Annotated in this window: 21 protein-coding genes; 11 read left to right on the forward strand and 10 right to left on the reverse strand. The window is 50.4% G+C overall.

Annotated features, from left to right (window positions below; all coding sequences use genetic code 11):
* Positions 1–349: 349 nt before the first annotated feature.
* The 3 genes from IQ268_RS06125 to psaC form a co-directional block, all read right to left on the reverse strand.
* On the reverse strand, positions 350–3,043 hold the full coding sequence (locus tag IQ268_RS06125; protein ID WP_193876616.1) for a DNA methyltransferase: 2,694 nt from the start codon (positions 3,041–3,043) through the stop codon (positions 350–352).
* A 141-nt stretch (positions 3,044–3,184) separates the two neighbouring features.
* Positions 3,185–5,086, reverse strand: coding sequence for a glutamine--fructose-6-phosphate transaminase (isomerizing) (gene glmS / locus IQ268_RS06130; RefSeq protein WP_193876618.1), 1,902 nt, complete (start codon positions 5,084–5,086; stop codon positions 3,185–3,187).
* Between the two features lie 283 nt (positions 5,087–5,369).
* Positions 5,370–5,615: a photosystem I iron-sulfur center protein PsaC gene (gene psaC, locus IQ268_RS06135; RefSeq protein WP_015160556.1), complete on the reverse strand. Its 246-nt coding sequence runs from the start codon at positions 5,613–5,615 to the stop codon at positions 5,370–5,372.
* A 21-nt stretch (positions 5,616–5,636) separates the two neighbouring features.
* Between psaC and IQ268_RS06140 the strand changes: the two genes are divergently transcribed.
* The 6 genes from IQ268_RS06140 (at position 5,637) to IQ268_RS06165 (ending at position 10,964) form a co-directional block, all read left to right on the forward strand.
* A complete protein-coding gene (locus IQ268_RS06140; RefSeq protein ID WP_193876620.1) occupies positions 5,637–5,912 on the forward strand; it encodes a hypothetical protein in 276 nt (91 codons plus the stop codon).
* Between the two features lie 256 nt (positions 5,913–6,168).
* Complete coding sequence (locus IQ268_RS06145; RefSeq protein WP_193876622.1) at positions 6,169–6,921, forward strand: GntR family transcriptional regulator; 753 nt, start codon at positions 6,169–6,171, stop codon at positions 6,919–6,921.
* Between the two features lie 126 nt (positions 6,922–7,047).
* Entirely contained in the window at positions 7,048–7,989 is a 942-nt protein-coding gene (locus IQ268_RS06150) for a hypothetical protein (RefSeq protein ID WP_193876624.1), read from the forward strand.
* Positions 7,990–8,055: 66 nt separating this feature from the next.
* On the forward strand, positions 8,056–8,766 hold the full coding sequence (locus tag IQ268_RS06155) for a protein glxC (protein WP_193876626.1): 711 nt from the start codon (positions 8,056–8,058) through the stop codon (positions 8,764–8,766).
* Positions 8,767–8,863: 97 nt separating this feature from the next.
* A complete protein-coding gene (locus IQ268_RS06160; RefSeq protein ID WP_193876628.1) occupies positions 8,864–10,174 on the forward strand; it encodes an FMN-binding glutamate synthase family protein in 1,311 nt (436 codons plus the stop codon).
* Between the two features lie 376 nt (positions 10,175–10,550).
* Complete coding sequence (locus IQ268_RS06165) at positions 10,551–10,964, forward strand: RDD family protein (RefSeq protein ID WP_193876630.1); 414 nt, start codon at positions 10,551–10,553, stop codon at positions 10,962–10,964.
* A gap of 71 nt (positions 10,965–11,035) precedes the next feature.
* Here IQ268_RS06165 and nfi read toward each other — a convergent pair whose 3' ends face one another.
* The 5 genes from nfi to lepA form a co-directional block, all read right to left on the reverse strand.
* Positions 11,036–11,779: a deoxyribonuclease V gene (nfi, locus tag IQ268_RS06170; protein WP_193876632.1), complete on the reverse strand. Its 744-nt coding sequence runs from the start codon at positions 11,777–11,779 to the stop codon at positions 11,036–11,038.
* Positions 11,776–12,597, reverse strand: a complete 822-nt coding sequence (gene panB / locus IQ268_RS06175) for a 3-methyl-2-oxobutanoate hydroxymethyltransferase (protein WP_193876634.1) — start codon at positions 12,595–12,597, stop codon at positions 11,776–11,778. Before panB ends, nfi begins: the two co-directional genes overlap by 4 nt.
* Before the next feature lie 180 nt (positions 12,598–12,777).
* On the reverse strand, positions 12,778–14,166 hold the full coding sequence (locus IQ268_RS06180) for a UDP-glucose/GDP-mannose dehydrogenase family protein (protein ID WP_193876636.1): 1,389 nt from the start codon (positions 14,164–14,166) through the stop codon (positions 12,778–12,780).
* 86 nt (positions 14,167–14,252) lie between these two features.
* On the reverse strand, positions 14,253–15,215 hold the full coding sequence (locus IQ268_RS06185; RefSeq protein WP_193876637.1) for a UDP-glucuronic acid decarboxylase family protein: 963 nt from the start codon (positions 15,213–15,215) through the stop codon (positions 14,253–14,255).
* Positions 15,216–15,718: 503 nt separating this feature from the next.
* Positions 15,719–17,521: a translation elongation factor 4 gene (gene lepA / locus IQ268_RS06190; protein ID WP_193876639.1), complete on the reverse strand. Its 1,803-nt coding sequence runs from the start codon at positions 17,519–17,521 to the stop codon at positions 15,719–15,721.
* Between the two features lie 523 nt (positions 17,522–18,044).
* Between lepA and IQ268_RS06195 the strand changes: the two genes are divergently transcribed.
* Complete coding sequence (locus IQ268_RS06195; protein ID WP_193876641.1) at positions 18,045–18,275, forward strand: hypothetical protein; 231 nt, start codon at positions 18,045–18,047, stop codon at positions 18,273–18,275.
* A 192-nt stretch (positions 18,276–18,467) separates the two neighbouring features.
* Entirely contained in the window at positions 18,468–20,318 is a 1,851-nt protein-coding gene (locus tag IQ268_RS06200) for an ATP-binding protein (protein WP_193876643.1), read from the forward strand.
* 89 nt (positions 20,319–20,407) lie between these two features.
* Here IQ268_RS06200 and IQ268_RS33230 read toward each other — a convergent pair whose 3' ends face one another.
* On the reverse strand, positions 20,408–22,540 hold the full coding sequence (locus tag IQ268_RS33230) for a S8 family serine peptidase (RefSeq protein WP_228035140.1): 2,133 nt from the start codon (positions 22,538–22,540) through the stop codon (positions 20,408–20,410).
* Positions 22,541–22,866: 326 nt separating this feature from the next.
* Between IQ268_RS33230 and IQ268_RS06210 the strand changes: the two genes are divergently transcribed.
* The 3 genes from IQ268_RS06210 to grxD all read left to right on the forward strand — a co-directional run bounded on the left by IQ268_RS06210 (position 22,867) and on the right by grxD (position 24,301).
* Positions 22,867–23,523, forward strand: coding sequence for a hypothetical protein (locus tag IQ268_RS06210; RefSeq protein ID WP_193876645.1), 657 nt, complete (start codon positions 22,867–22,869; stop codon positions 23,521–23,523).
* A gap of 72 nt (positions 23,524–23,595) precedes the next feature.
* On the forward strand, positions 23,596–23,847 hold the full coding sequence (locus tag IQ268_RS06215) for a BolA family protein (protein WP_193876647.1): 252 nt from the start codon (positions 23,596–23,598) through the stop codon (positions 23,845–23,847).
* A 130-nt stretch (positions 23,848–23,977) separates the two neighbouring features.
* Entirely contained in the window at positions 23,978–24,301 is a 324-nt protein-coding gene (gene grxD, locus IQ268_RS06220) for a Grx4 family monothiol glutaredoxin (protein ID WP_193876649.1), read from the forward strand.
* Between the two features lie 78 nt (positions 24,302–24,379).
* Here the strand turns inward: grxD and IQ268_RS06225 are convergent, their stop codons facing one another.
* Positions 24,380–24,628 carry a DUF6761 family protein gene (locus IQ268_RS06225; protein ID WP_193876651.1) on the reverse strand — a complete coding sequence of 83 codons (249 nt, stop codon included), beginning with the start codon at positions 24,626–24,628 and terminating at the stop codon, positions 24,380–24,382.
* Between the last annotated feature and the right edge of the window lie 289 nt (positions 24,629–24,917).

Consider the following 24,917-nt stretch of genomic DNA (forward strand, 5'->3'; position numbering starts at 1 on the left):
TGACAACCTTGCGATCTCAAAATCGCCCAGTGTTAGATTACTTGGTTGAGGCATGTCGGGCTGCTCGCCAGGGAGAACCTGTTCCATCCTTGCTGCCTACTGATACCCCCACCCCGTGAACGATTACAGAAAAAGAAAACAGAATTGCGTCTGTATATTACGCCTAGCTTAGATAGGCTGTTGAAGACACTATCTGGTCTTAGCGATCAAACCGTAAGCGGTATTGTCGAGGACACACTCAGAGAGAGTTTGCCCAATCGATACCAAGATTTGATGGAAGCTCACAACCTCGGAAAGCTTCTAGAAGATGAGGAATAGTGTAATTCTTTCAGGAAAGAACGATCGCCTCTCATTCTGTTTGAGGTGCCCAAGGCCCGATTACAGATTCACCTCGCTTCTCTTTTTCTGCCAGTTCAAGATTCAGGGCGAGTAGTTTTTCGAGAATATCATCGCTGTCGCTGAAGCCATAAGCTTGCATCACGAGGCGATCGAGTTTGGCATGGAGTTTATAGAGCTGGCTGGTGGGTTCAGCAAAATATTCGTTGTAGAGTTTGGTGATGCCCCACTGTTTTTTCTCCATCTGTTCGCTGCGATATTGATGGAGTTCTAAAGCAGACGATCGGATTTGTTCAACAATATTTGAATCTGGGTTTTGGGGAAAAGGGAAGGTTTCAAAGCAGGTGTTGTGGGTGTAGCGAGTTCGATCTTCTAGCGTAGAACTTTGAGCTTTAACCCAAAGCCGATGAACATTGGAGGTGAGAATTCCAAGAATATAAAAATCGTCTGAAACTACCGGATGAGCATTGTTCCCTGCCAACCAATTATTAGGAAAGGGAATGAACAAAGCCCACTTTGAAACTTCTGGAACAGCAAAACAGTAAGAAAGAGGGGCAAGAGCCCTTCTCAATGCGGGTCGTTTCTCTCCATACTTCCACCAATTGAGTTTAGTAACCTCTCTACGATTTCGATCTCGGACAGGTTTAACGGTTGTTCTCACATGATTAAAGGGCAGCTTATATTCACTTGCCTCCTCAATCGACATATCGTTGAAATCAACAATCCAACGTTCGGGCAATCCGTTTGGATTTTTGGCTAGATTTGCTCCCATTGAGAATAGCTTGAGAACATTTTTGTTTTTTGGATCTGTCTCAATCCAACTGTTAACTTGTTCTTCTGTAACAATGAAGCCTTCACCAACTGGAATCACACCCTGAAAACACCAGTTGAGATTTGCCTTTAACCGAACGGCTTGGGTGACATCGGTAATTGCCTTTAGCGAGGAGATAATGTGTGGAACTTCTACATTATCTAGGAAATATCTTTTGGGTTCTTCTCGACTCCAGTTAGCAATACTTACATGCACATTCGCCTCACCAGACCAAACCTGTGTAGAAACAGCTTCATGAATATACCCGTTGTTCTGAGTAATGTATCCTAACGATGCAGTTCTACTCTTGCCTTGACTAATTGAATTTGTGCCAACTAATCCTGCTCTACCGTTGGTTTCTTGAATCAAATCATGAGCTAAGCGGAACCAATAAGCACAGAAATCAACCGAGTCTCTGACATCAGGAAACCGATTAAACACGCGATCGATATACTCATCTCCGATCGCAATTCGCATATGTTTTCCACCTAGAAAAGGAGGGTTTCCAATAATTGCGTCTGCTTTTACCCACTCATTAAACAACGCATCTTTGCATTCAATATTTTGGTCGAGCGTATCTAGCGGAAGTGCAGGTTCAAACAAACCGAGGCGATCGATCGCCACTTTACGACCAATCATCATTGTCACCCGTGCCAGTTCCACCGCAAACGGGTTTGTATCCATGCCATAAAACTGTTGCGGTGTCACAAAGCCCATTTGCATTTGCTCACGAGGCGACCTGCGACGTTCCGCCATCTTATCGAGCAAAACCTGTTCAATGCGCTTTAGTTCTTGATAGGCAATGTAGAGAAAGTTACCAGAACCGCAAGCCGGATCAAGCACCTTATACGTTTGCAGTTCAAGTTGTAAGGCAGTGAGTTCAGCGATCGTGCTAGCCGCTTCAATCCGTTCTTCCCAATAGCGCGAAATGGTAGGACGAACGATCTTCATGATGTCTGCTTCAGATGTGAAATGAATGCCGTGGGCGTGGCGTTCTTGTTCGTCAATGGCAGACTCAAACAAATTGCCAAAAATCGCCGGACGAACCTTGCTCCAATCTTCCAGCGCACATACTTCCAGAAACTTCAATTCCTCCTTGCTCAACTGCAATGGATGAATGAGCGAGAACAAACCACCATTGAAGTAATCCACACCCTGATAGCGTCCAGCAGGTGTAATGCCGGGTGTATTCATCTCTCGGAACAAGCCCCCCAACATATCATAGGAACTCTGCCCATTCAAACAATCTTGCACACAGGAAATAAACAAACTATTGGGCAATAGCCTGCGGTCTTCGGCAAACATCGCTAATACGCATTGCAAGATAAACCGTTGTGCCACCAGCCCATCAATACCCCGTTTTTTCAGCTCCACCAGCAATGCGCCCATGCGACGGGCAGCCCGTTCCGTCACCTCTATCTGATTGTTGTTGAAGACCGGAGTGCGGTTCTCAAACTCCATGAAAGCAAAGGCACTGATCCGCTCTGGCAGTTGCACCAGCGGAATCATATCCACTGGCGTATCTAACTGAATATCAAAATCAAAGATCCAAAACTCATCAAAATTGCACAGCAAAACATACCGGGGGCGATCTGGCACTAAGCGAGTCCAGTATTCAAACGCCTGAGAATAGTGTTTGTTGAGGTCTTCCCCGCGCTTCTTCATCTCAATCAATACACGCGGCTTCCAGACCAGATCGGCAAAGCCTGTTCTCCCTGCCTTGCTGCCCTTCTTTACCCGTTCCTCATAGGTTGCGCCTGCTTCGATCGCCCCTTCATGCCCAAATGCCCGAAAGAAGCGATCGAGAAACACCTGTGCCTCTCCTTTTTCGTCGCCTTTCAAATGCTGTTGGCAGAATTGGATAAATTTAGAGAGAGTCTCAGGTGTAGAAGGCATAAGACCTTAAATTAGGAGGAGTAGAGACAGCAAATACTCAAGCGTCAAACGCCACATCCGAGTATTCCCATCTTCCACTCCATCCTTGATCCTCAAGCCCTAGAATGTCAGCCGCTAATTACAAAAATTGGCATTTGGTAACTATTCGACGGTTACAGATTTAGCCAAATTCCTTGGCTGATCGACATCTAAGCCTCTGCGTGCCGCAATGTGATACGCCAAAAATTGCAATGGAATTACCGTCAATATCGGAGACAGCAACTCCTCCACCGACGGCACTGGCAGGATATTGTCAAATACATCTGCCGCCTCTTCATTATTCATCGGCGTTACCCCAATCAACCGCGCATCTCTCGCCTTTGCTTCTTGAGCATTAGAAAGCACCTTTTCATACACCGTTCCCGGCATGGCGATCGCCACCACAGGCACCTTAGCATCCAATAGCGCGATCGGGCCATGCTTCATCTCACCCGCCGGATAGCCCTCTGCATGAATGTAGCTAATTTCCTTCAGCTTCAATGCACCTTCAAGGGCGATCGGGAAATTAATCCCCCGTCCCAAAAAGATAAAGTCCTGCGTTTCAGCAAAATCGTGAGCCAGTTCCTCAATGTACCGTTCCTGGCTTTCTAAAATCAATTCCATCTGAGACGGAAGCTGCCGCAGTTCAGTAATGATTTGCTCTAGCCGCTCCAATGATAATGTCTTGCGACGATAAGCCAAATCCAGCGCCAAACAATAGAACGCCACCAGTTGCGCCGTAAACGTTTTGGTTGCCGCAACGCCAATTTCAATTCCGGCTCGCGTATCAATCAAGTAATCCACCAGTTGAGCCAGGGTGCTGTCTGTGCGGTTGGTAATGCCCAAAAAGCGAACCTGATGTTCTGTACCTTGATCGGCTCGCCGTTGCTTTTCCATCTGCAAAGCCGACAACGTATCCGCCGTCTCGCCCGACTGCGTCACCCCAATCATCACCATATTTGGAGACATCGGCGGCGGCGCATAGCGAAACTCGGACGAATACTGCACCTGGGTAGGAATGCCAGCCAGTTGTTCTAGCAAATACTTGCCCACCAGGCCAGCGTGCCAACTGGTGCCGCACGCCACGATTTGAATCTGATCCAGATTGTCGTAAAAAGACTCCGCCAGCCCAAGCTGAATCGGAGAAGTGGTGGAACTGGATGACCAATGACTATCCACATAGGCTTCCAAACACGATCGCACCACCCCCGGCTGTTCATAGATCTCCTTCACCATAAAGTGCCGGAAACCTTGCTTCTCCACCACGATTGGGTTCCAGTTCAGCGTGCGCGGCGTTTTCTTGAGGCGATCGCCCTCAAAACTGTAAATTTCAACGCCCAATGGCGTGAGCCGCGCCAGTTCGCCATTGTCCAGAGTCAACACGGCACGCGTGTGAGTGACCAGAGCAGGCGTATCAGAGGCGCAAAAGAACTCACCCTGACCAAAGCCGATCGCCAATGGAGCCTGCTGCCGCACCGCAATCAGCTCATCGGGATGATCAGCACAGATCATCGCCAGGGCAAACGCCCCCTTCAACTTATTCACCGCCAGACGTACCGCTTCCAAAAATGGAGACTGCTGACCTAGCGATTTCTCGGCAGGAAGAGGCCGCTTCATAAATTCCGCAATCAGGTGCGGAATCACTTCAGTATCAGTATCAGAACGAAACTCGTGACCTTTCGCTTTTAGCTCTTCCCGCAGTTCTCGATAGTTTTCGATGATGCCGTTTTGCACCACCGCAATCCGACAGGCCATATCCATATGAGGATGGGCATTGTACTCTTCTGGCTTGCCATGAGTCGCCCACCGAGTGTGCCCAATACCCAGTTGTGCCGGATTTTCTAACCCTTCTAGCTTCTCTTGCAGATTTTGCAGCTTGCCTTTGGCGCGAACGCAGTGAATTTCGCCTTCCAAAACGGTGGCAATGCCAGCAGAGTCATACCCGCGATATTCTAGCTTTCGTAGCCCTTCGAGTAAGATGCTGCTGGCTGCTTGGGTACCGATATATCCAACAATTCCACACATGCTGCACCAATCCTGCAAGGTATAAAAGACGGTCTAGTCGTAACTTATTCTATTCATTCCGTTTGATCTTGAGGCTGAGAGACAGTAAAGAGTAGAACAAGGTTTGAGGGCTATGCCACAAAAAATGAACAATACTCTCCCCCGATCCGTTTAGGGTGCTACAGTTCCGTACCAGCCCTTTCCTGAAACATGGCCTAAAAAAAGACAAAAAAAGAGGGGGATGATCCCCCAATTTAATAAATGGATTCTGAAACGTTACGACGTAAAAATGAAAGCGTACTATCTAGTAAGCCAGGCCCATACTGCGAGTGGTTTCAGCACCAAGATAGACCCGGATGCTGAGGAAGTCTGTGGGGCAAGCCGTTTCGCAACGCTTGCAACCGACACAGTCTTCGGTGCGGGGGGATGAGGCAATTTGTTGTGCCTTGCAACCGTCCCAGGGAACCATTTCCAGAACGTCAGTTGGGCAAGCACGGACGCACTGGGTACATCCAATACAGGTGTCATAGATTTTGACTGAATGAGACATTGAATACAGGCTCCAAACTACGTGATGTTAACGGTCGTGCTTGTTAACGGTAGCTGTGCGGCTGAACCTTTACAGTTGACCGATACGTATTGCGATGCAATTGAATACTATATTGCGGTGCAATCGAAACCAGTGTACAGCAGCGCTTTTACCCGATTCAGTAAAAGGCTTAAAAACTTCAAACAACGTAATATCCAAACCTGGAAGCATAGAATGGGGCGATCGCACCATCGCATCTTGCCCCTGGCAAGGGGTGCCCTGGCAGCCCCCTATTGGCTCAGCCTTCTACCGATTTGAGCCACGCTGAACCCATTTATACTGCTTCAGCGGCTGAGATGCTGGCTGTCGGCTCAGATTAAGTACTGCAAAAAGATGTTAACTTTCGTTTAGTCTTTAGACAGCTCAATTGCTTCACACGGGTTCCGTGGGGCAACCATGAATCACAGCCAGTTTTCTCCATGCAAATTCTAAAATGGCATCGGTTGATGCCTTTCCTGCGAATTCAGGGGCTACACTGATAACAAAGAAATAGTGTTGAGACGAACGTGCCCGAATGGCAAGGACAGCAGTGGCTCAAGACCAAATTCCCCTGCATTTGGCAATCTCAGAGAAGCTACGGGGACAGATTTTTAATGAGCGCTACACGCCAGGGGAACAACTGCCCAGCGAACATCAATTAATGGAGCAGTTTGGGGTTAGCCGCATTACCGTGAGACGGGCGATCGCCAATTTGGTCAATCAAGGCTTAGTGGTTTCGCAACGGGGACGCGGTGTTTTTGTTAAACCACAGCAAAAGGTAACGCGATCGCTCTCTAATCCACTGATCTTTTTCGACGAAGACATGGGACGGCAGGGAGTCTCCACCTCGATTCGCAGCCTCTCCTTTGAGACGTTGCCCCCACCCTATGAGGTGCGCCATAAGCTAAAGCTGTTGCCTTCTGTGGAACAAATCTACTGTCAAACAAAGGTCATCTTGACCGAACAGGTTCCCGTAGCGCTAGACATCACATACATTCCGCTGGAGATTGGCAAAACCTTTGCTAAAGAGCTGCAATCCAGCCTGATTTATCCCACGCTAGACAAAAACGGAGTGTCGATCGAACGGGTTGAAACGACGCTGGAATGCACCCATGCCACGCACAACGTGAGCGAACATCTCGAAATTCCGCTGGGTGCCCCTTTATTGGTGAACCGATACACGACCTATACCAGCCAAAACCAGCCGATTATTTGCGGAGAGACGCTATCACGGGGCGATCGCCTCTGTTACTCGGTGGTGCTCACCAAAAGCACGCCTGAAAAGTGATGCCGTACACAGTTTGTTGAATTTTCACTTGTTATAACGAGTTGGGCGTTTCTGTTTCCTGAGAGCGTTTCAACGACTCTCTCAGTTCTTACTTCTGTATCGATCACGGTTTCCCAGGAGGCGACTTTGTGCGGAATTGCAGGCGTTATCTACCGTAACCCAACCCACCACTCTGAACTGGGTTCAGATTTGCTGGCGTTGATTCAACCCCTTGAAAGCCGTGGCCCTGATTCATGCGGAGTGGCGTTATATGGCAACGAAGCGGCTCCAGGGCAAATTAAGCTGATGCTGCGCGGCAGCGAGTCCTGGTCGCAGGTCAGTCAATGGTTGGAACAGTTTACAGAGGTCGTTGATACAGCCGCCGATCCGGGTGGACAACGCTTTATCCTTCGGTTGGATGTCGATCGCCCGTTTGATATCAGGCAGTTTAAGCAGGCGTTGCATCAGCAGTTTCCGTCGCTTCATCTCAGCAGCATCGGGCAAAAGCTGGAAATTTATAAGGGCGTTGGAGCCGTTAGTTTTCTCTCACGGCAGTACGGGCTGGATGGGTTCAGCGGCAGCCACGGCATTGCCCACACCCGCATGGCAACCGAGTCGGTGGTTGATACTGACCATAGCCATCCGTTTACCACCAGCTACGATCTGTCGATCGTCCACAATGGACAAATTTCAAATTACTACAAACTGCGGTTCCAGCTAGAGCGGGCAGGTATGGTGTTTGAAACCAACAATGATTCGGAGGCGATCGCCCACTACATTCACTATCAGCTTCTTCAAGGCGAACCGCTAGAAACAGCGCTGGAAAAGGTGTTGAGCGCTATTGATGGTACCTATACCTTTTTAGTGGCAACGGCTGACAAAGTGGGACTGGTGCGAGACAAATTTGCCGCCAAACCTGCCGTCATTTACGAATCGGATGAGATGGTGGCGATCGCCTCTGAATATCGATCGCTGCTCAACTTGCCGGGTTTTAATCCTGAAGCTGGCATTCGCGAACCCGATGCCAGTGAAGTCAACGTTTGGTCGGTGGCAACCGCCTCCCGCGAATTGCAGCTTACGGCCTCATAACGCCTTTCCCGTCTTTATCGTTCACCTGGACACCTCAATCTTTCCCAACCTACTTCCCCAACCTCAATGGAGACAACGCTCTCGAAAACCAGTTTGGATTGCACCCTATTAACGACCCGCGAAATTAACCAGCAGCTTAAAGCATTGGCGGCTCAGGGCGTTGAGCAGGTGGATTTAATTAACCCCGCCGGACGGCATAATCTGGCTGTGGCGATCGATCGCCCAATCGTCATTCAGATTCATGGTGCAGTCGGCTACTACTGCGGCGGATTGGGCGACGGCAGCACCATCGACATTCATGGCTCTTGCGGCTGGTCGGTGGGTGAAAACTTAATGTCTGGACAAATTATCGTTCGGGGAAATGCCTCGGCCAACGTTGCGGCCTCAGCCCACGGCGGCAAGGTTTGCATTTTGGGTCATGCAGGGCCAAGGGCGGCAATATCCCTCAAGGGTGGCACCGTGGTTGTAACCGGAAATGTAGGGCAAAGCAGCGCCTTCATGATGCAGCAAGGACGGTTCATTGTTTGCGGCAATGCGGGTGATAGTTTGGGCGACTCTATCTATGATGGTGAAATTTTTGTGGGGGGCGAGGTGCGATCGCTCGGTGCCGATGCCCGCATTGAACCCATGACCGGGCAGGACTGGCAGACCCTCAATGACGAGCTAAACCCGCTCGGTATTGATCCACACACCCATGACTTTAAAAAAATAGTCTGCGCCCAAGAGCTATATCACTTTAAAGCCCGTGACTTTAGTAAATGGAAGGATGCGTATTAGAAACGATTGAATCGGCCTTCAAAGGTAGCTGGTACCGTTCCAGAGCATCCTTTAGTCTATCTAGCATTTATTTCTACCTCACCCTTCATCTGCCACTATGGAACGACGCGTATTAAGCACCAGCAACACCTTTACTCCAGACGTAATTCAAGCCATCCAGGAACGGGCAGAATTGGGACGCTACATGATTCGGGGCTTTGGTGCGTTTCGTAACCTGCCTCGCTTTGATGACCTTGTGTTTCTCACGGCTTCTCTCACGCGCCTGCCGCTCGAAGGGTATCGTGAACGCTGTAATACCAAAACGTTGTTGGGCACTCGCTACGCCAAGCGCCCAATGGAATTAGAAATTCCGATCACGATCGCTGGGATGAGTTTTGGAGCGCTATCCCGCAATGCCAAAGTAGCGTTGGGTCAAGCTGCAACGTGGGTTGGCACCTCGACCACCACCGGAGACGGCGGTATGTTGGCAGAAGAACGGGAAGCCTCTGAAAAGCTGGTGTATCAATGTCTGCCCTCGCGCTATGGGTTTAACCCCAAAGATTTGAAGCAGGCCGACGCGATCGAAATTGTCATTGGTCAGGGTGCAAAACCCGGCGGTGGCGGGTTGCTGTTGGGGCAAAAGGTGAACAAAGTGGTGGCTGGAATGCGGACGCTACCAGAAGGGGTAGATCAGCGATCGCCTTCTCGCCATCCCGATTGGATTGGACCAGACGACCTCCGCATCAAAATTGAAGAACTGCGGGAAGCCACCGATTGGGAAATTCCCATTTACATCAAAATGGGCGCTACCCGTGTCAAAGATGATGTAAAACTGGCGGTTAAATCCGGTGCCGATGTAATTGTGTTGGACGGCATGGAGGGAGGCACGGCAGCCACCCAAAGCATTTTCCAGGAGCATTCCGGCATTCCTACCCTTCCGGCATTGGTGCAAGCGGTGGAAGCGCTAAAGGAAAGCGGGGTCTATGGCGACGTTCAACTCGTCATTTCAGGCGGCATTCGCTCTGGCCCTGACGTGGCAAAAGCGCTGGCGCTCGGTGCCGATGCGGTCAGCATTGGAACGGCTAGCCTTATTGCGTTGGGTTGCAACAAACCCATTTACGAAGAGGACTATCTCAAACTCGGCACAGAACCTTATCACTGCCACCACTGCCACACCGGGTTATGTCCGGTGGGCATTGCCACCCAGGACGAAGAGTTAATGGCGCGATTGCCTGTAGAGGAAGCCGCCACTCATGTTGCTAACTATCTACAGGCGATGGTGATGGAAGTGCAAAGCCTTGCCCGTGCTTGCGGTAAGTCGGATGTGCATAATTTTGAACGGGAAGATCTGGTGGCTTTAACGCTAGAAGCGTCAGCAATGGCAAAGCTGCCTCTGGCTGGCACCGATTTCGTAATGGGTCAGACGTAAGAGGTGCATCAAAGTACTGGACAACCGGAGCCGTTGCTCAAAAGTTGTTTAGAGAGCTATTAGTTACAAGACAGCTCGGTAACCGCTAACAGGCCACCGAGCTGTTTTTTGCTGTGCCGCCACTCAGTTTTCTGTAGGTAAACTTTTACTACATTGATAGTTAATGCGAATACAGTCCTGGGAAACCTTTTAATACTGCCAAGAAATATTGCCAAGAAATATGGTTTTGGGAAGAAAGTACCTGCCCAAAATCATTAGAACTACTCACCTATTTCAACAGGTTATAGTTGACAGTTTTACACGGGGTTTCATGCAAACGAAACGTCCTGATTGTCGTGTCTGTATTGAGTGATTAAGAATTACCAGGAGTTCAAGAATGAGATATGCGAATTTTTGGACAAGATTTGCAGCTTCTTTGATCGATGGCATTATTTTATATATTCTAGGTGCCATTGCAGGATTTATGATTGGGTTTGTTTATGGTCTAACCACTGGAACTTCAGAAGGTGCTGCCCTGCTGGGGGGCATTGCGGGGCTTTTGGTTGGTTGGCTGTATTATGCGCTGATGGAGAGTTCACCCCAACAAGCAACCCTGGGCAAACAAGCAATGGGAATTGTAGTAACTGATGAAAATGGCGATCGCATTTCATTTGGCAAAGCTACAGGAAGACATTTCGGCAAATTTATTTCGTCCATTATTCTTTTGATTGGCTACATCATGGCAGCGTTCACCGAGAAGCGGCAGGCACTTCATGACATGATGGCTGGAACATTGGTTGTCAAAAAATAAGTTCTCTTGGCTCAAACCTCAGCCCATGAGAATAGTGCTGACGCAATCCAGCCGTTAGGCATTGAAAGAAACTACAGTTCCAGATTGAGCTGATCGCCGTTATCTACCGATCGCGCCGCCTCTGGAGTAAACGCAACTGGGTTCACGCTGCCGGACTTGTCGGAGGCGAGTTTGTCGGCAAATCGCGTCGTTTCAGGTAGTCGATATTTGGTCGTGCAGCGCAAAACATAGTCGATCGCCGTTGACAAACCAACGCGGTGCCCACTGGAAATGTAGAGCGGTTTGGTGCCCGTTCGGGTTCGCAACACCGCACCAATCGTTTCACCTTTGTGTTGCAGCGATCGCCACTCGCCCTTTTCGTTGGGCACCTCGTCGTGTTTGCCTACCAATAGCGACTTACCAACGCCGATCGTCGGCCAGTTGATGATCACTCCTAAATGGCTGGCAATCCCAAAGCGGCGTGGATGGGCAATTCCCTGACCGTCACACAGCAGCAGATCGGGCGTAGACTGAAGCTTTTCCAGCGCGTCTAACACCGTCGGAATTTCGCGAAACGACAGTAACCCAGGAATATAGGGAAAACTCGTGGGGCGACGTGCCAACACCTGTTCCTGTAGTTGCAAATCTGGAAAGCTCAACACCGCCACCGCCGCCCGGGTGGTTTCTCCTCCATCCTCAAAGCCAACGTCAACCCCAGCGACTAACCCCACTGAGCCAACCTGGTCGGTGGTGATTACCTGCTGGCGCAACGACTGCTGGAGGGCGATCGCCTCTTCTGCGGTGTCTGCCCAGGGGTAATCTGCTGGAACCTTCATTCGCGGTGCTTCACCCAATCCAGCAACTGTTGCAGTTCTTCGGGTGCCATGTGGCGAACATTATCTTCCGATGGAAAGACCTGCTCTTCTACTTCTAATTTGTACTGGTTCATCACGGCAAGCGTTGACGTTTGATAGTCTGCATAGCGCTTAGCCAATCTCAATTTGCGGGGAGTAATGCCTAAAATGTCATTGACAATCAGCACTTGACCGTCAGTGTAGCGACCTGCGCCAATTCCAATTGTGGGCACGGTAACCGCTTCGGTGATCAGTTTACCTACTTCCTCTGGCACCAGTTCTAAAACGAGCAGTTTGATGCCCGCCTGCTCCAGGTCTAACGCCTGCTCCAGTAACTCTTTCGCTTGAGCAAAGCTTTTTCCTTGCACGGCTTTCTGCTGATGGGTTTGCGGCTGCAACCCAATATGGCCGCACACCTCAATGCCGTGGGCAACCAGATGCGATACGATTGTGGGGCGATCGCCTTCCAGTTTTACAATATCGGCTCCCGCCGCTACCAACCGTTGAGCGTTATCCAACGCTTGTTCGGGTGTGTCGTAGCACGCATAGGGCAAATCACCCAGAATGTAACTTTGACGTGCACCCCGACGCACCGCTTTAAGATGGTGAATAATGTCATCCAGCGTCACCTGGGTTTCGTTGTCATACCCCAAGATGTTGGTGCCCACACTATCGCCCACAAAAATGACATCGACTCCAGCCTGCTCTTCTAGCACCGCAGTTGGATAGTCATAACAGGTCAGTGCTGCAATCTTAAGATTGTTTTGCTTCTTCGCGAGTAGCTGTTCTGAAGTCGTCATCAAACCCACCCTCGTAATTCACGATGAGCGTTCCCCATCAAACCCAGCGTAAAGGGAAGATGGGAAAGGGTAAAGAGCGTTGAGCGATCGGATGCCTGGACTTTTCAATTCTAGCCAAAACAAGTAAGGGCAAGTAACCTTGCCCCTACTGCTCAACGTTTATTGAGGTTGGTTGCCAGGTTAGCGACCGATGCCAACGTAGCGGAAGCCCAACTTCTCTAGCTCTTCTTGGTCGAGGAAGTTGCGACCATCAATGATTACTGGGTTATTCATTAGCTTCGCCATCTTGGCAAAATCCAGCGTGCGGAATTGTTTCCAGTCGGTTACTAGCACCAGGGCATCGCAGCCATCAGCCAGGCGCTCTGGATCGGTTTCAACCATCACATTCGACAAACCATGCCGCATTCCAGTTTGGGAAACGAGTGGGTCAAATGCCTTAACTTTGGTGCCCAAACGGGTGAGGTGCTCAATCAGGTCGAGAGCAGGCGCATCGCGCATGTCATCTGTGTCGGGCTTAAAGGTCAGTCCTAAAAGACCAACCGTCTTACCCTTGAGGATTTTGAGCACTTGCTGCAACTTCTCAACCGCAATTAAACGCTGGCGCTGGTTAACATTCACAGCCGCTTTAAGCAGGTGGGTGTCATAGCCGTAATCGTCAGCCGTGTGGATCAGGGCAGACACATCTTTGGGGAAGCAGGAACCACCCCAGCCAATGCCCGCTTGCAAGAACTTGTTGCCAATCCGGGAATCTAGACCAATACCCTTTGCCACCTGGGTTACGTCTGCACCAACGCGATCGCAAATGTTAGCCACTTCGTTGATGAAGCTGATTTTGGTCGCCAGGAATGCATTCGAGGCATATTTAACCATTTCAGCCGAGCTGAGGTCAGTAACCACCACAGGGACAGTGGGCGCTGCTTTATCGTCTGCAAACTGACGAGACACAATCGGCGCATAAAGTTCTTTCATCATCGCAACGGCACGGGGGCTGTTGCTGCCTAGCACAATCCGATCGGGGTTGAAGGTATCGTAAACAGCTGACCCTTCCCGCAAGAACTCTGGATTGCTGACTACGTCAAAGCTAGCGTCACTCTCGGGTGCAACTACGTCGGTGGCTCCCCCTGCTGGAACCAGGGTCTTTTGCCGCTCAGCAATGCCATCCAGGACAATCATCCGCACCCAGTCGCCCGAACCGATGGGCACGGTTGATTTGTTAACGATGACCTTGTAACCACCGTTCAGATGGGCACCAATTCCGCGAGCAACCGCTTCTACATAGCGCGTGTCACTCTCTCCAGTCGGTAAGGGGGGCGTTCCAACCGCAATAAACAGAACTTCCCCGTGTGATACGCCAGATGCTAGGTCTGTAGTGAACTCGATCCGTCCAGCATCGATCGATTCCTTCATCAGTTCCGACAGCCCTGGTTCAAAAATGGGAGACTGCCCGGACTGCATCAGTTTGACCTTTTCTTCATTGTTATCTACACAGATAACCTGATGCCCGATATGAGCAAGGCAAACTCCAGTAACTAGACCAACGTATCCTGTACCGATGACACAAACGCGCATAGGGTAAATCCTCGCAAAAAGCAGGTGGTTAAACAGCACAAACAATTGGACGAGCGAACCAAAGGGTTCTTACCAGGCGGTAAGAGTTATAGGGGCGAAGTCGGCTGCGCTGTGGCGGCGCGATCGCCCATACGGGAACGGAAATCCTCTATCGTCAGCGTTAATCCTTCTGTCAGAGGAACTGCTGGCTGCCAACCCAGCCAAGTCCGTGCCCTGGTAATATCTGGCTTACGACGACGGGGGTCATCCTGCGGCAACGGCTCAAACTTAATGTCAGCATCCGGATTAACCATTTGCTGCACCGCTTCAGCCAACTGCAAAATCGTGTATTCGTCTGGGTTGCCCAGGTTAACCGGGCCAATATGGTCGCCGTTCATCAACCGCATCAATCCTTCAACCAGGTCAGAGACAAAGCAAAAGCTGCGGGTTTGTGAACCGTTGCCATACACTGTCAAGGGCTGACCGCGCAGGGCTTGCACCACAAAGTTGCTAACAACACGACCATCGTTCTCTAACATCCGAGGGCCATAGGTGTTGAAGATTCGCGCCACTCGAATTTCCACATCGTTTTGACGGTGGTAGTCAAATGCCAGCGTTTCAGCTACTCGCTTTCCTTCGTCATAGCAACTGCGAATCCCAATCGGGTTAACGTTGCCCCGATAGTCTTCCGTTTGGGGATGAACTTCTGGATCGCCATACACTTCAGAGGTTGATGCCAGCAAGAAACGAGCTTTTACCCGCTTTGCCAACCCCAACATGTTTAGAGTACCCATCACGTTGGTTTTGATGGTTTTAACCGGATTGTATTGGTAATGGATGGGGGATGCCGGACAGGCCAAATGATAAACCTGGTCAACCTCCAACCGAATGGGTTCGGTAATGTCGTGACGGATTAATTCAAAATAAGGATGATCGAACCACTTGAGCAGGTTTCGCCTGTGACCGGTGTAAAAGTTATCTAAACAGATTACTTCGTGACCTTCTGTCATCAGCCGATCAATCAGATGAGAACCGATAAAGCCCGCACCGCCTGTGACTAGAATTCGCATAGCTTCGTATTTCGAATAACTTGACAATTGCAGAATTGAAACAGCCTGGAATAACCCAAATCCCTGATTCACTGCCAAACTACCTTAGAAACTCACTAATGCCGCATCACCGATCAGCGCCATCGTGTTTCCACTGATTTGTATAGCAACTTAACAGAGATTCATGGATTAAGAAGCCTTTAAATCAATAGTTCACCAAATCTTCAACGCCTTACCGAGCATTTTGAAGGAATTCTAAGGCGTCGCAGCCTTATGTATGCACACTAGTTATCTACATTGCTCACCGTTTCTTATCCGCAAGATATAAGGCGACGAAACAACAAGATGTGATGAAGAGTACGATTTCTGCTCAATTTTCGCTCTACAGCAACAGAATTGAGGGTCTGAAATTTGCCTGAAACTACTTAGATCACCCTTGTACGACCAATCCGCTATGGGCTGAGTTGGGTTGCACCAGCCTATAGCGGATTGGTCGTACATTTGACTAAATGGCTCTACTGAACTTAAAGCTTCAGCACGGCCATGAAGGCTTCTTGAGGAACATCAACGGTGCCGATCGCCTTCAACCGTTTCTTACCCTTGGCCTGCTTCTGCAATAGCTTTTTCTTGCGGCTAATATCGCCACCGTAGCATTTTGCCAATACATCTTTTCGCAATGCCGGGATGTGTTCGCTGGCAACCACACGGCTACCGATCGATGCCTGAACTGGGATCTTAAACTGATGGCGTGGAATCAGTTCCTTTAGCTTCTCAACCAGGGCTTTACCCACATAATAGGCTTTGTCGCGATGCACAATGGTCGCTAGCGGATCGACCTGATCGCCGTTGATCAGGATGTCGAGCTTCACCAGCGGATTTTCTCGGTAGCCAATCAGGTGATATTCCATGCTGGCATATCCGCGCGATCGCGACTTCATCTGATCAAAAAAGTCAGTCACGACCTCGGCCAGCGGAATCTCATAGGTTAACGTGGTACGTCCCTGCGTTAGATATTTCATATCTTTGAACACACCCCGGCGGTTCTGGCTCAGCTCCATCAGCGAGCCAACAAACTCTTCCGGCGTAATCATGTCTACTTTGACGTAGGGTTCCTCAATCATCTCCCGCTCTTGCGGATCGGGCAGGAGACTGGGGTTGTCGATCATCACCACTTCGCCATCGATCTTCGTTACCTTGTAAATAACCGAAGGCGCAGTAGTAATCAGATCCAGGTCATACTCTCGCTCTAACCGCTCTTGCACAATTTCCATGTGCAGCAGCCCCAGGAAGCCGCACCGGAAACCAAACCCCATCGCGCTAGAGGTTTCTGGTTCATATTGCAGAGCCGCATCGTTGAGGCGCAGCTTTTCTAGAGCTTCCCGCAATTCTTCAAACTGATCGGCATCGGTGGGAAACAAGCCGCAGAACACCATCGGCTTGGCTTCTGTGTAACCCGGCAACGGGGCGGCGGCGGGTGCCTTTGCCAGGGTAATTGTGTCGCCAACACGGGCATCTTCCACAGACTTAATCGCCGCCGCTAAATAGCCCACTTCTCCGGCGTGTAGTTCATCGACCTGAATTTGAGTGGGGGATAGAACCCCTAATTCGTCAATCTCATACTCTTTTTTAGACACCATTAGCCGGACGCGATCGCCCTTCCGCACCGTGCCATCCATCACCCGGAAGTAAACAATAACTCCCCGGTATGGATCGTAGTAGCTATCAAAAATAAGCGCCCGTAGGGGCTCCTGGATCGTATCTTGGGGCGGCGGCACCAGAAACACAATAGATTCTAGAATCTCGTCAATGCCAATGCCCTCTTTGGCCGAGGCTAAAATCGCGTTGCTGCAATCGAGTCCAATAATCTCTTCAATTTCGCCTTTTACCCGCTCCGGTTCGGCTCCCGGCAGATCGATTTTGTTGAGAACGGGAATAATTTCCAGGTTGTGTTCTAACGCTAAATACACGTTTGCTAGCGTTTGCGCTTCAACCCCCTGTGAGGCATCGACCACTAACAGCGCTCCTTCACAGGCGGCAAGCGATCGCGACACCTCATAGGAAAAGTCAACATGCCCCGGCGTATCAATCAAGTTCAACACATATTGCTGTCCATCCCGCGCGGTGTAGTTCATCCGGGCGGCCTGTAGCTTGATGGTGATGCCCCTCTCCCGCTCCAGATCCATTGTGTCGAGGAACTGTTGCTTCATCTCGCGATCGCTGACGGTTCCGGTGGTCTGGAGCAAGCGATCGGCCAGGGTTGATTTACCGTGGTCGATGTGAGCAATAATCGAAAAATTCCGAATACGAGAGACGGGTACCTCAGTCATACACTTCCATTAACTGCTTAAGATATTGTAATACTTTCGTCAACTCAGCGCATTTCTACCGAAGTTCAGTTCAGCAAACGGTTAGTGCAGTTTTACCCAGGTTCTTTAGAAAATTCATCGTTAACCATGCAAAATAGGATAGAAATGAGGACTCTACATCCAGATGGCGACTGAGAGCGAGTGAAGGCTGTCACTATGCTGTCACTATAGAGATCTAAAGCTGCAACTCTCTTGCTAGTTTGGTTAATTGTCGTCGCTATGACAGAAGTGTTAGGCCAAAAGCGATCAGGGTTATGGACGGAACTTCTCCTGTACGGGTGCGCCTAAGTGTATCTTAAACTGTTATCTCATTGGGAATCTGAATTTCTCTGGCTGGGTTCCTCGATCCTTAAGTTACTCAATCCTTAAAGTTATTAGAGAGTCTCTACCCATTCTGAATCCATTCTGACAGGCTGAGCGAAACCAGAGTCGGCTCATCCTTTGTTGTATCGCCGTCAAAGCATTACCAGGAGTCCTAGCGTTTATGACTGACCCCACCGTGCGCTCAGAACCACAGTCGAATCGAGTTGACCTGTCCATCCAGATTGATGCTGAACTGCTAGAACAAATTAGCCACCTTACCAGCGATCCTAGCAAGGTAATCGAGGTTGCCGTCCGGCAATGGCTGCGGGGCAGTTCTCGACGGGATGACGATCTTACCCGTACCCTACAGCGCAATCCCCCCGTTCCTCCTCGGGGTGAATGGAATGATTAAGTAGAGTCCCTACAAACACTCGACTCACAATTGCATATAAGCTAGGTTAGAACGGGAATTCTAGAATTGGACGCTGAATTGTGATCTGCTTTACGATCCGAGCGTCTGCTTGTTGCATCTGCTAGTCACTCCTGCTAGTCAACAAACGCAATTGCTTAGTTCTTCATCCTGACAGTTTGCAATTCTAAGCTGATGACTTCGTCCGGCGATTTTTCCCTCTCACTTACGGAATCTATAGACCTGGCGGCTACCAAGACGTACGATGGTTTTTTGCCCACTTCCCAGGCAGATTTAGTCTTCACCCAAGATCGAACGGGTGATTACCAGTCTTTCTATTGGCGAGACGCTAAACGGCACGGGGTAGAGCCAGAACACCTGGTTGAGGGACGGGTGGGTGCAGCATTTGCTCCAGTTGCGATCGACTCCTACCTGAATCGCGTCTGCCGCATCCTGGATTATGTCGAGCCAGAACGGTTCAACTACCCGTTTCACTGCGACAGTGATTATCTCGTCTTCGATCTGGTGATCAGCCCTGTTTTGGTGCCCAACAGCGCTGCAACAACGGTAATCGTAACCGGGCAGTTTTTGTATGCCGCTTCTAGAGATCAGGCGTTAGAACTGGTCAACCAGTTGGGGCATACCCCATGCTTGACCAACCACGACTCCAAGCGATATCGCAAGTTGCTAAATCAGGTGGCGTGGAATATTCGCCGTACGCTTGATCTGGATACCATCTGGCAGCAAACGGTCGATGGTTTGGGCGAAGCGCTGGACGTTAGCCGCTGCTTGATTTGTCCGTATCCCCCATCCGCAACCGAGCTAGAAGTAGTGGCCGAGTATTGCCATGCCAGCCTCAGTTCGATGCTAGGAACAACGCTGTCGCTGGATCAGGATTCGTATCTCAGTCAAGCGTTGGCAACCCATAAACCGATCGCCCTCACTTCGGTAGAAGCCAATTTAGCGAACCAGCCCTACTCAATTCTGGCGGTGGCCACCTGCTATCAAGACCAGCCCAATGGTTTGATCGTTCTGCATCAGTTCGATCGCTCCCGTGTCTGGAACGACCTTGAGATTAACCTGATTCGAGAATTGGCCGATCAGGTGGGTACTGGCATTGCTCATGCCACGCTATTTGCCGAGAGCCAAAACTTGGCTGCTGAATTTGGGCGGCTTAACGATAGCCTGATGCAGCAGCATCAAGATTTGGAAGATGCTCGACAACAGGCCGAGGAAGCCTCTCGTCGCAAGAGCGAGTTTTTGGCGAACACGTCCCACGAACTGCGAACGCCGCTAAACGGCATGATTGGCTTTTTGAAGCTGATCATAGACGGCATGGCAGACGACCCGGCAGAGCAAATGGAATTCATTCAGGAGGCTCATAATTCAGCCGTCCATTTGCTGAGTCTGATCAATGACATCTTAGATATTGCCAAGATTGAGTCGGGTAAAATGCAGCTTGACTTTACCCAGGTCAAGCTAGATGACTTGTTAACGGCTGTGGAGAACTTTACCCGTACCCAGGCTCAGCAAAAAGGTCTTAGTTTCGAAATCCGAACTCCGGTGACGCGCGATGAAGTTGTCCTTTACGGCAACTATCAACGGTTGCTGCAAGTCATGCTGAATCTAGTTGGGAATGCGATCAAGTTCACCCACGAAGGCGGCATCACCATTACGGCTGAAGTGATTCAAAAGAGTGCCGTCATTCATGATCATGATGAGGAGAACCTGGGAATGGCAAAAATTAGCGTTGCCGATACCGGGATTGGGGTGTCGTTGGAGAAGCAGGACAAGCTATTTCAGTCGTTTAGCCAGCTAGATGGGTCGCGCACGCGTCAGTATGGCGGCACTGGTCTGGGGCTGGCGATTTCACAAAAGCTAGTAGAGGCCATGGACGGTGTGGTGAACTTTTACAGCATGGGTGAAGGGTTGGGTTCAACGGTGACCTTTACCGTACCGCTGTATCAAGATCCGGTGATGGTAGTTTCTCCCATCCAGAACTCCAGTGATGGGTTAATTTACGAGTCAGATACCCAATTGACCTGAGCCAGGGTCGGCGTTTTGGTTCGTCTTGCTGCCCACGATCGCCAGACCCGCTCCATTGCAGTGGCCGCATGGGCGCTTCCGCACCTGACCTAACTGATACCAATACTCAACTGCCACTGGGTTAAGGTGCCCGTATTGAGTGGGGCATAGTCGGTGACTTGCAGCCGCCAATTGCCGTTAGCCGCCTGGTTGAGACATTGCCTTAGCGCTGGCGTTGTTTGCAGAGAATAGGTTGTTTGCAGCCTGGTTCTGCGCCCTAGCGTGCGGCTTTGCAACAATACCGTTGTTCCGCGAGGCGGCATCAAGACGACTTCGATATCGCCCAGGTAACTATGGTTAATGTCTAAGCTGATCTGAATATCGCGAATCTGGCTGGTATTCGTTATTTGAATGCTGCTAACGGCACCCCTGGGATTATCGTCGGGAATGGCGATCGCTGCCGTATTTTGCTGCCGTACCCACTGCGATACCCTGGGAACCGCTGCTAGTCGCTGTTGTGCCGCCTGTACCGCCCTAGCCGCATTAACTTTGCCATAGCCAAACCACTGGGAATGACCTTTGGCATCATATGTTCCTTTCCTTAGCCCGAATTGAGGTTCCGGGGTCGAGTCAACAATTTTGTCCGTCGTCTCTTGCAGAATTTGCTTGACTTCCCTGGCTGTGAGGTCAGGATTGGCCGACAGCATTAAGGCGGCCACGCCTGCCACCAACGGGCAGGCACTAGAGGTGCCACCAAAGCCAGCCGTATAGTTGCCCGATTCGTAACCCGCTGCGCCGACGCGATCGCTTGTAAACACGCTTCGTCCCCGCAACGAGTCGCGAATGGTGGGGGCTGTGTTGGTGTAGCCAGTTTGTTGCAACCACATACCGGGCAACGAGTTGTTGCTGGGAGCCGCAACGGAAATATCCGTGCCCCAATTGCTGTACGCTGCTTTTTGGTTCAGGCTGGTGCTGGCCGCCACGGTGATCACATCAGGATGCACAGCAAACCCATTGAGCCAGTTGGTGGGGCCGCGCAACACATTATTAGGCCAGCCCTGTTCGTTGACGCTGCCGTTGACCGGACGGTTGGCATTTCCGGCGGCGAAAATAATAACGCATCCCTTACCGTTTCGCCCCTGAGTGGCGGCACGCGTTAGGGCTGCCCGTTGACGCAGCGGCAGCGGAAAGTAGACTTCGCTCGGCCCCCAACTGCACGAAATCACAGACGCGCCTTTTTCGATCGCCCAACCAAACAGTTGCTCGATCGCCCGATCGTCTACAAAGCCACTGGTACGAATCGGCATGAAAGCACAGCCCGGTGCCACACCAACCATGCCGTTGCCGTTTTCTTCCGCGATCGCCAACCCAGCACAGGCGGTGCCATGATTTTCCTGGGTGCTTCCCGGCATCGGCAAAAAATCCTGATCTTTTAGATCGCGTGGGGCAACAATCTTACCTTTTCCCTGAAAATCGGGGTGGTTTAAATCGATCGCGTCATCCGCTACGGCAACCACAACCGATCGCACCCCGCGCGTTATATCCCAGGCCGCTTCTGCGGAAATATGAGAATTGGCGGTTAAATCAGCCCCACCAGCATGGTTGAGATACCACTGCTTGCCATACTCTGAATCACGGGGACGGTAGAGTGGCTGAGTTCGAGTCACAATATTTGGCTCCGCCGTCAAGATTTCAGGGCGGCGCATCAGTTGGTTGGCTAGCTTGATCGGGTTGGCCGGAGACTGCCCCGATAGCCGAAAGACAAACGCCTGGGAAACCCCTTCAACCGCCTGAATAGCTTGCAACCCAAACGACTGCGCGATCGCCCTGGCGGTTTCTGGCTTGATTTGCTTCGCAAACTGTACCGTAAGCTGGTCGGTCAAATAGAACCAGGCATTAGGACTGCCCTTGAGTTGATAAACATGACTGGCAAACGAGACATCCCCCGATGCCCGTGCCAACTGCATCATCTGTTCCAACACACCAGGATCAACCTGAATTTCGACTAAATCGACCGATGCAATGGGGTTGACCGCAACAGCACCGACCTGCTGCGTCAGGTGATCGAGCGTGCGATTGGCGGTAGGCCGTACCGTGAAGCGATCGGGTACTTTTTCTAAGATCAGTTCTTCACCGCCACGCTGGAGAATCATCCCTTCACTAACGGGCAGTGTCAATTCAGTCTCAACAGAATCTGGCCATGGGTCAGGAAAGGCATCAGATGAGCGCACGTTGCCAGTCATAGGATTAAGTTTCAGTTGAGCTGCCGCTTGCAGAAGTGATTCGATTTGATTCTAATCGCTTGCAACGAGCTTGGGCGATGAGCTAACACTTTCTTCTACTTGACGGTACCATCTGGCGTTTGCCGGGTGGTTTAACTCTGGTGGAGCAATCCAGCCTTAAGGAACTTATTCGTAGCGGTTCAGTCTAAAAGGGTTTGGATGATTTGGGAGCCATGAGCAGGCTCGCAGTATAGCGGCTAAAGTGCTCATTTACGCGAAGACTTGCAATGGTAATATACCCAAGTGTTATATTGTTCTGCTCTTACACAATGGCATAGGGTTACTTCATGTTACTCGCTAGGACTGCTCGTTCCCTTTCTCTCACTTGCCTGTTATCGCTTTCGGCGACAGCGGCCTTGACTTGGCTGAGTCCACTAGCGGCTCAAGCACAAACGCCTTCTGAAGAAGGTTCGCTTGAGCAGCCCGCCGAACTCGATGACGATTTGCGTCCGTTGACACAAGATGGAAGCATCCTGAGTCTTGCTGGTGGACAACGTCTGATGTCAGAGGCCAATACTGCGGTCTCTGCCCAAAACTACGACCTCGCCGTGCAAAAGCTTCAGCAAGCCCGTCAGGTCTTCAATCAGCTTTCCAACTTTTATCAAGAACTAGCAGCTAGCTTCTCAGGAATTGATAACCGCATTTCTGAAAGTCAGCGGCAGCAAGCACTGGAAACGGCTCAGATGCGAGATCAAGCAACCTATCAACTGGCATTGGTGCACCGGGCACAAAACAAGCCCGAACTGGCGGTGCCCTTGTTGATTCAGATTATTCGCAGTCAGCAACCGACCCGTGACCTGGGACAACGAGCCTATCGTCAATTGTTTGAACTTGGGTTTGTCAATGCTCCTTACCAAGGCAGGCAGGGCGGCGGGGCATCGACTCCTAACCAGCCAGCGCAGCAGAGTCAAGAGTTAGTCCAGCCTCAGCAGCCTCAACAATAGGCTACGGGTTGGGGGTGAACCAGCTTAAGCTATAGTTTCAGTAGAGTTCAGAATTGCCGAGGTAAGAGAAGAATGGTCAGCCCCAGTCAGGTTGAATCGATGATCAAGGCTGCAATACCAGATGCCGAAGTGGAGATCCAGGACCTGACCGGTGGTGGAGATCACTATCAGGTAACGGTAATTTCATCCCAGTTTGAAGGGAAAGGACTGGTGCAGCAGCATCAGCTAGTGTATCGTGCGGTGCAGCAAGCCATGTCTTCTGAAGCGATCCATGCCTTGTCGTTGCGAACCTTCACCCCTCAATCTCGGGCGCAAGCAGGCTAGGCATGTTTGGTGTAGAGGAACTGTTTACTTGGGTTTCAACCTTGGCCTGACCTTAAAAGTTCAATCATCTCACCCAGTCAGTAAAGTTCCAGGTAGTATAGAACTGTTTAGTCATTTCAGTGATTTAGATATGACTCCAGAAGTGCAACAGCGGATTGACGATCTGGTTAATCAAGACAAAATTGTCGTCTTCATGAAGGGCAACAAACTGATGCCCCAGTGCGGTTTTTCGAACAACGTGGTGCAAATTCTAAATATGCTGGGCGTGCCTTACCAGACTGTTGATGTTCTGGATGACGCTGAGATTCGTCAGGGCATCAAAGAATATTCCACCTGGCCTACCATCCCTCAGGTTTACATCAACGGCCAGTTTGTGGGTGGTTCAGATATTTTGATCGAACTGTACCAGAAAGGTGAGTTGCAGCAAATGGTCGAGGTTGCTCTAGCGTCCTAGCTTATTTTGCTGGTGTTTAATTCAGCAGGGACGCACTAGCGCGTCCCTGTTTTTTTGTGCGGACAGTATGTGAACGAATTAATAATAGTCAGGCTCGGCCTCGGGTTCGGGTACCTGGAAACTCGACGGATCGAGCAAATAACGCGTTACTTCTTCTTCTAGTCGGTGGATCAAATAGGGTTCGATCGCATTTGCGTGCCGTAGAGCAGCCAGGTAGCCATCCAGATACAAACGAAGTTCATCAAGGCGATACCCTCGGTTCCACTGCTCGCTTAGAGCGTCGGTCGCTCGCTGGTAATAACGAATGGTTTGTGCGTCTTGCAGCATGGTATGTTCCGCTACTCGTCTACTTTAACTACAGATAGAGCCAGATATAATTTATACACGTTCAGATGTTTGTACTGACGATGCTAATGTTTTCCGGTGCCACCTCAGCAATTTCACGAACTTGTTGACTCTACACTTACCTTGCCCAAGTTTGGAATCAAGTCAGTGGGGATCGAATTTCCTTACAAACTTCAACATTTCTTAGAACTAAGCCTATAAAAATGAGAGGCGGTTTGTGCGGGGATTTAAGGGTTGGGAAACGGTCTAGAAAGATTCATGCTTATGGGTT

The sequence above is a fragment of the Oculatella sp. LEGE 06141 genome (assembly GCF_015207605.1).
GTDB lineage: Bacteria > Cyanobacteriota > Cyanobacteriia > Elainellales > Elainellaceae > Oculatella.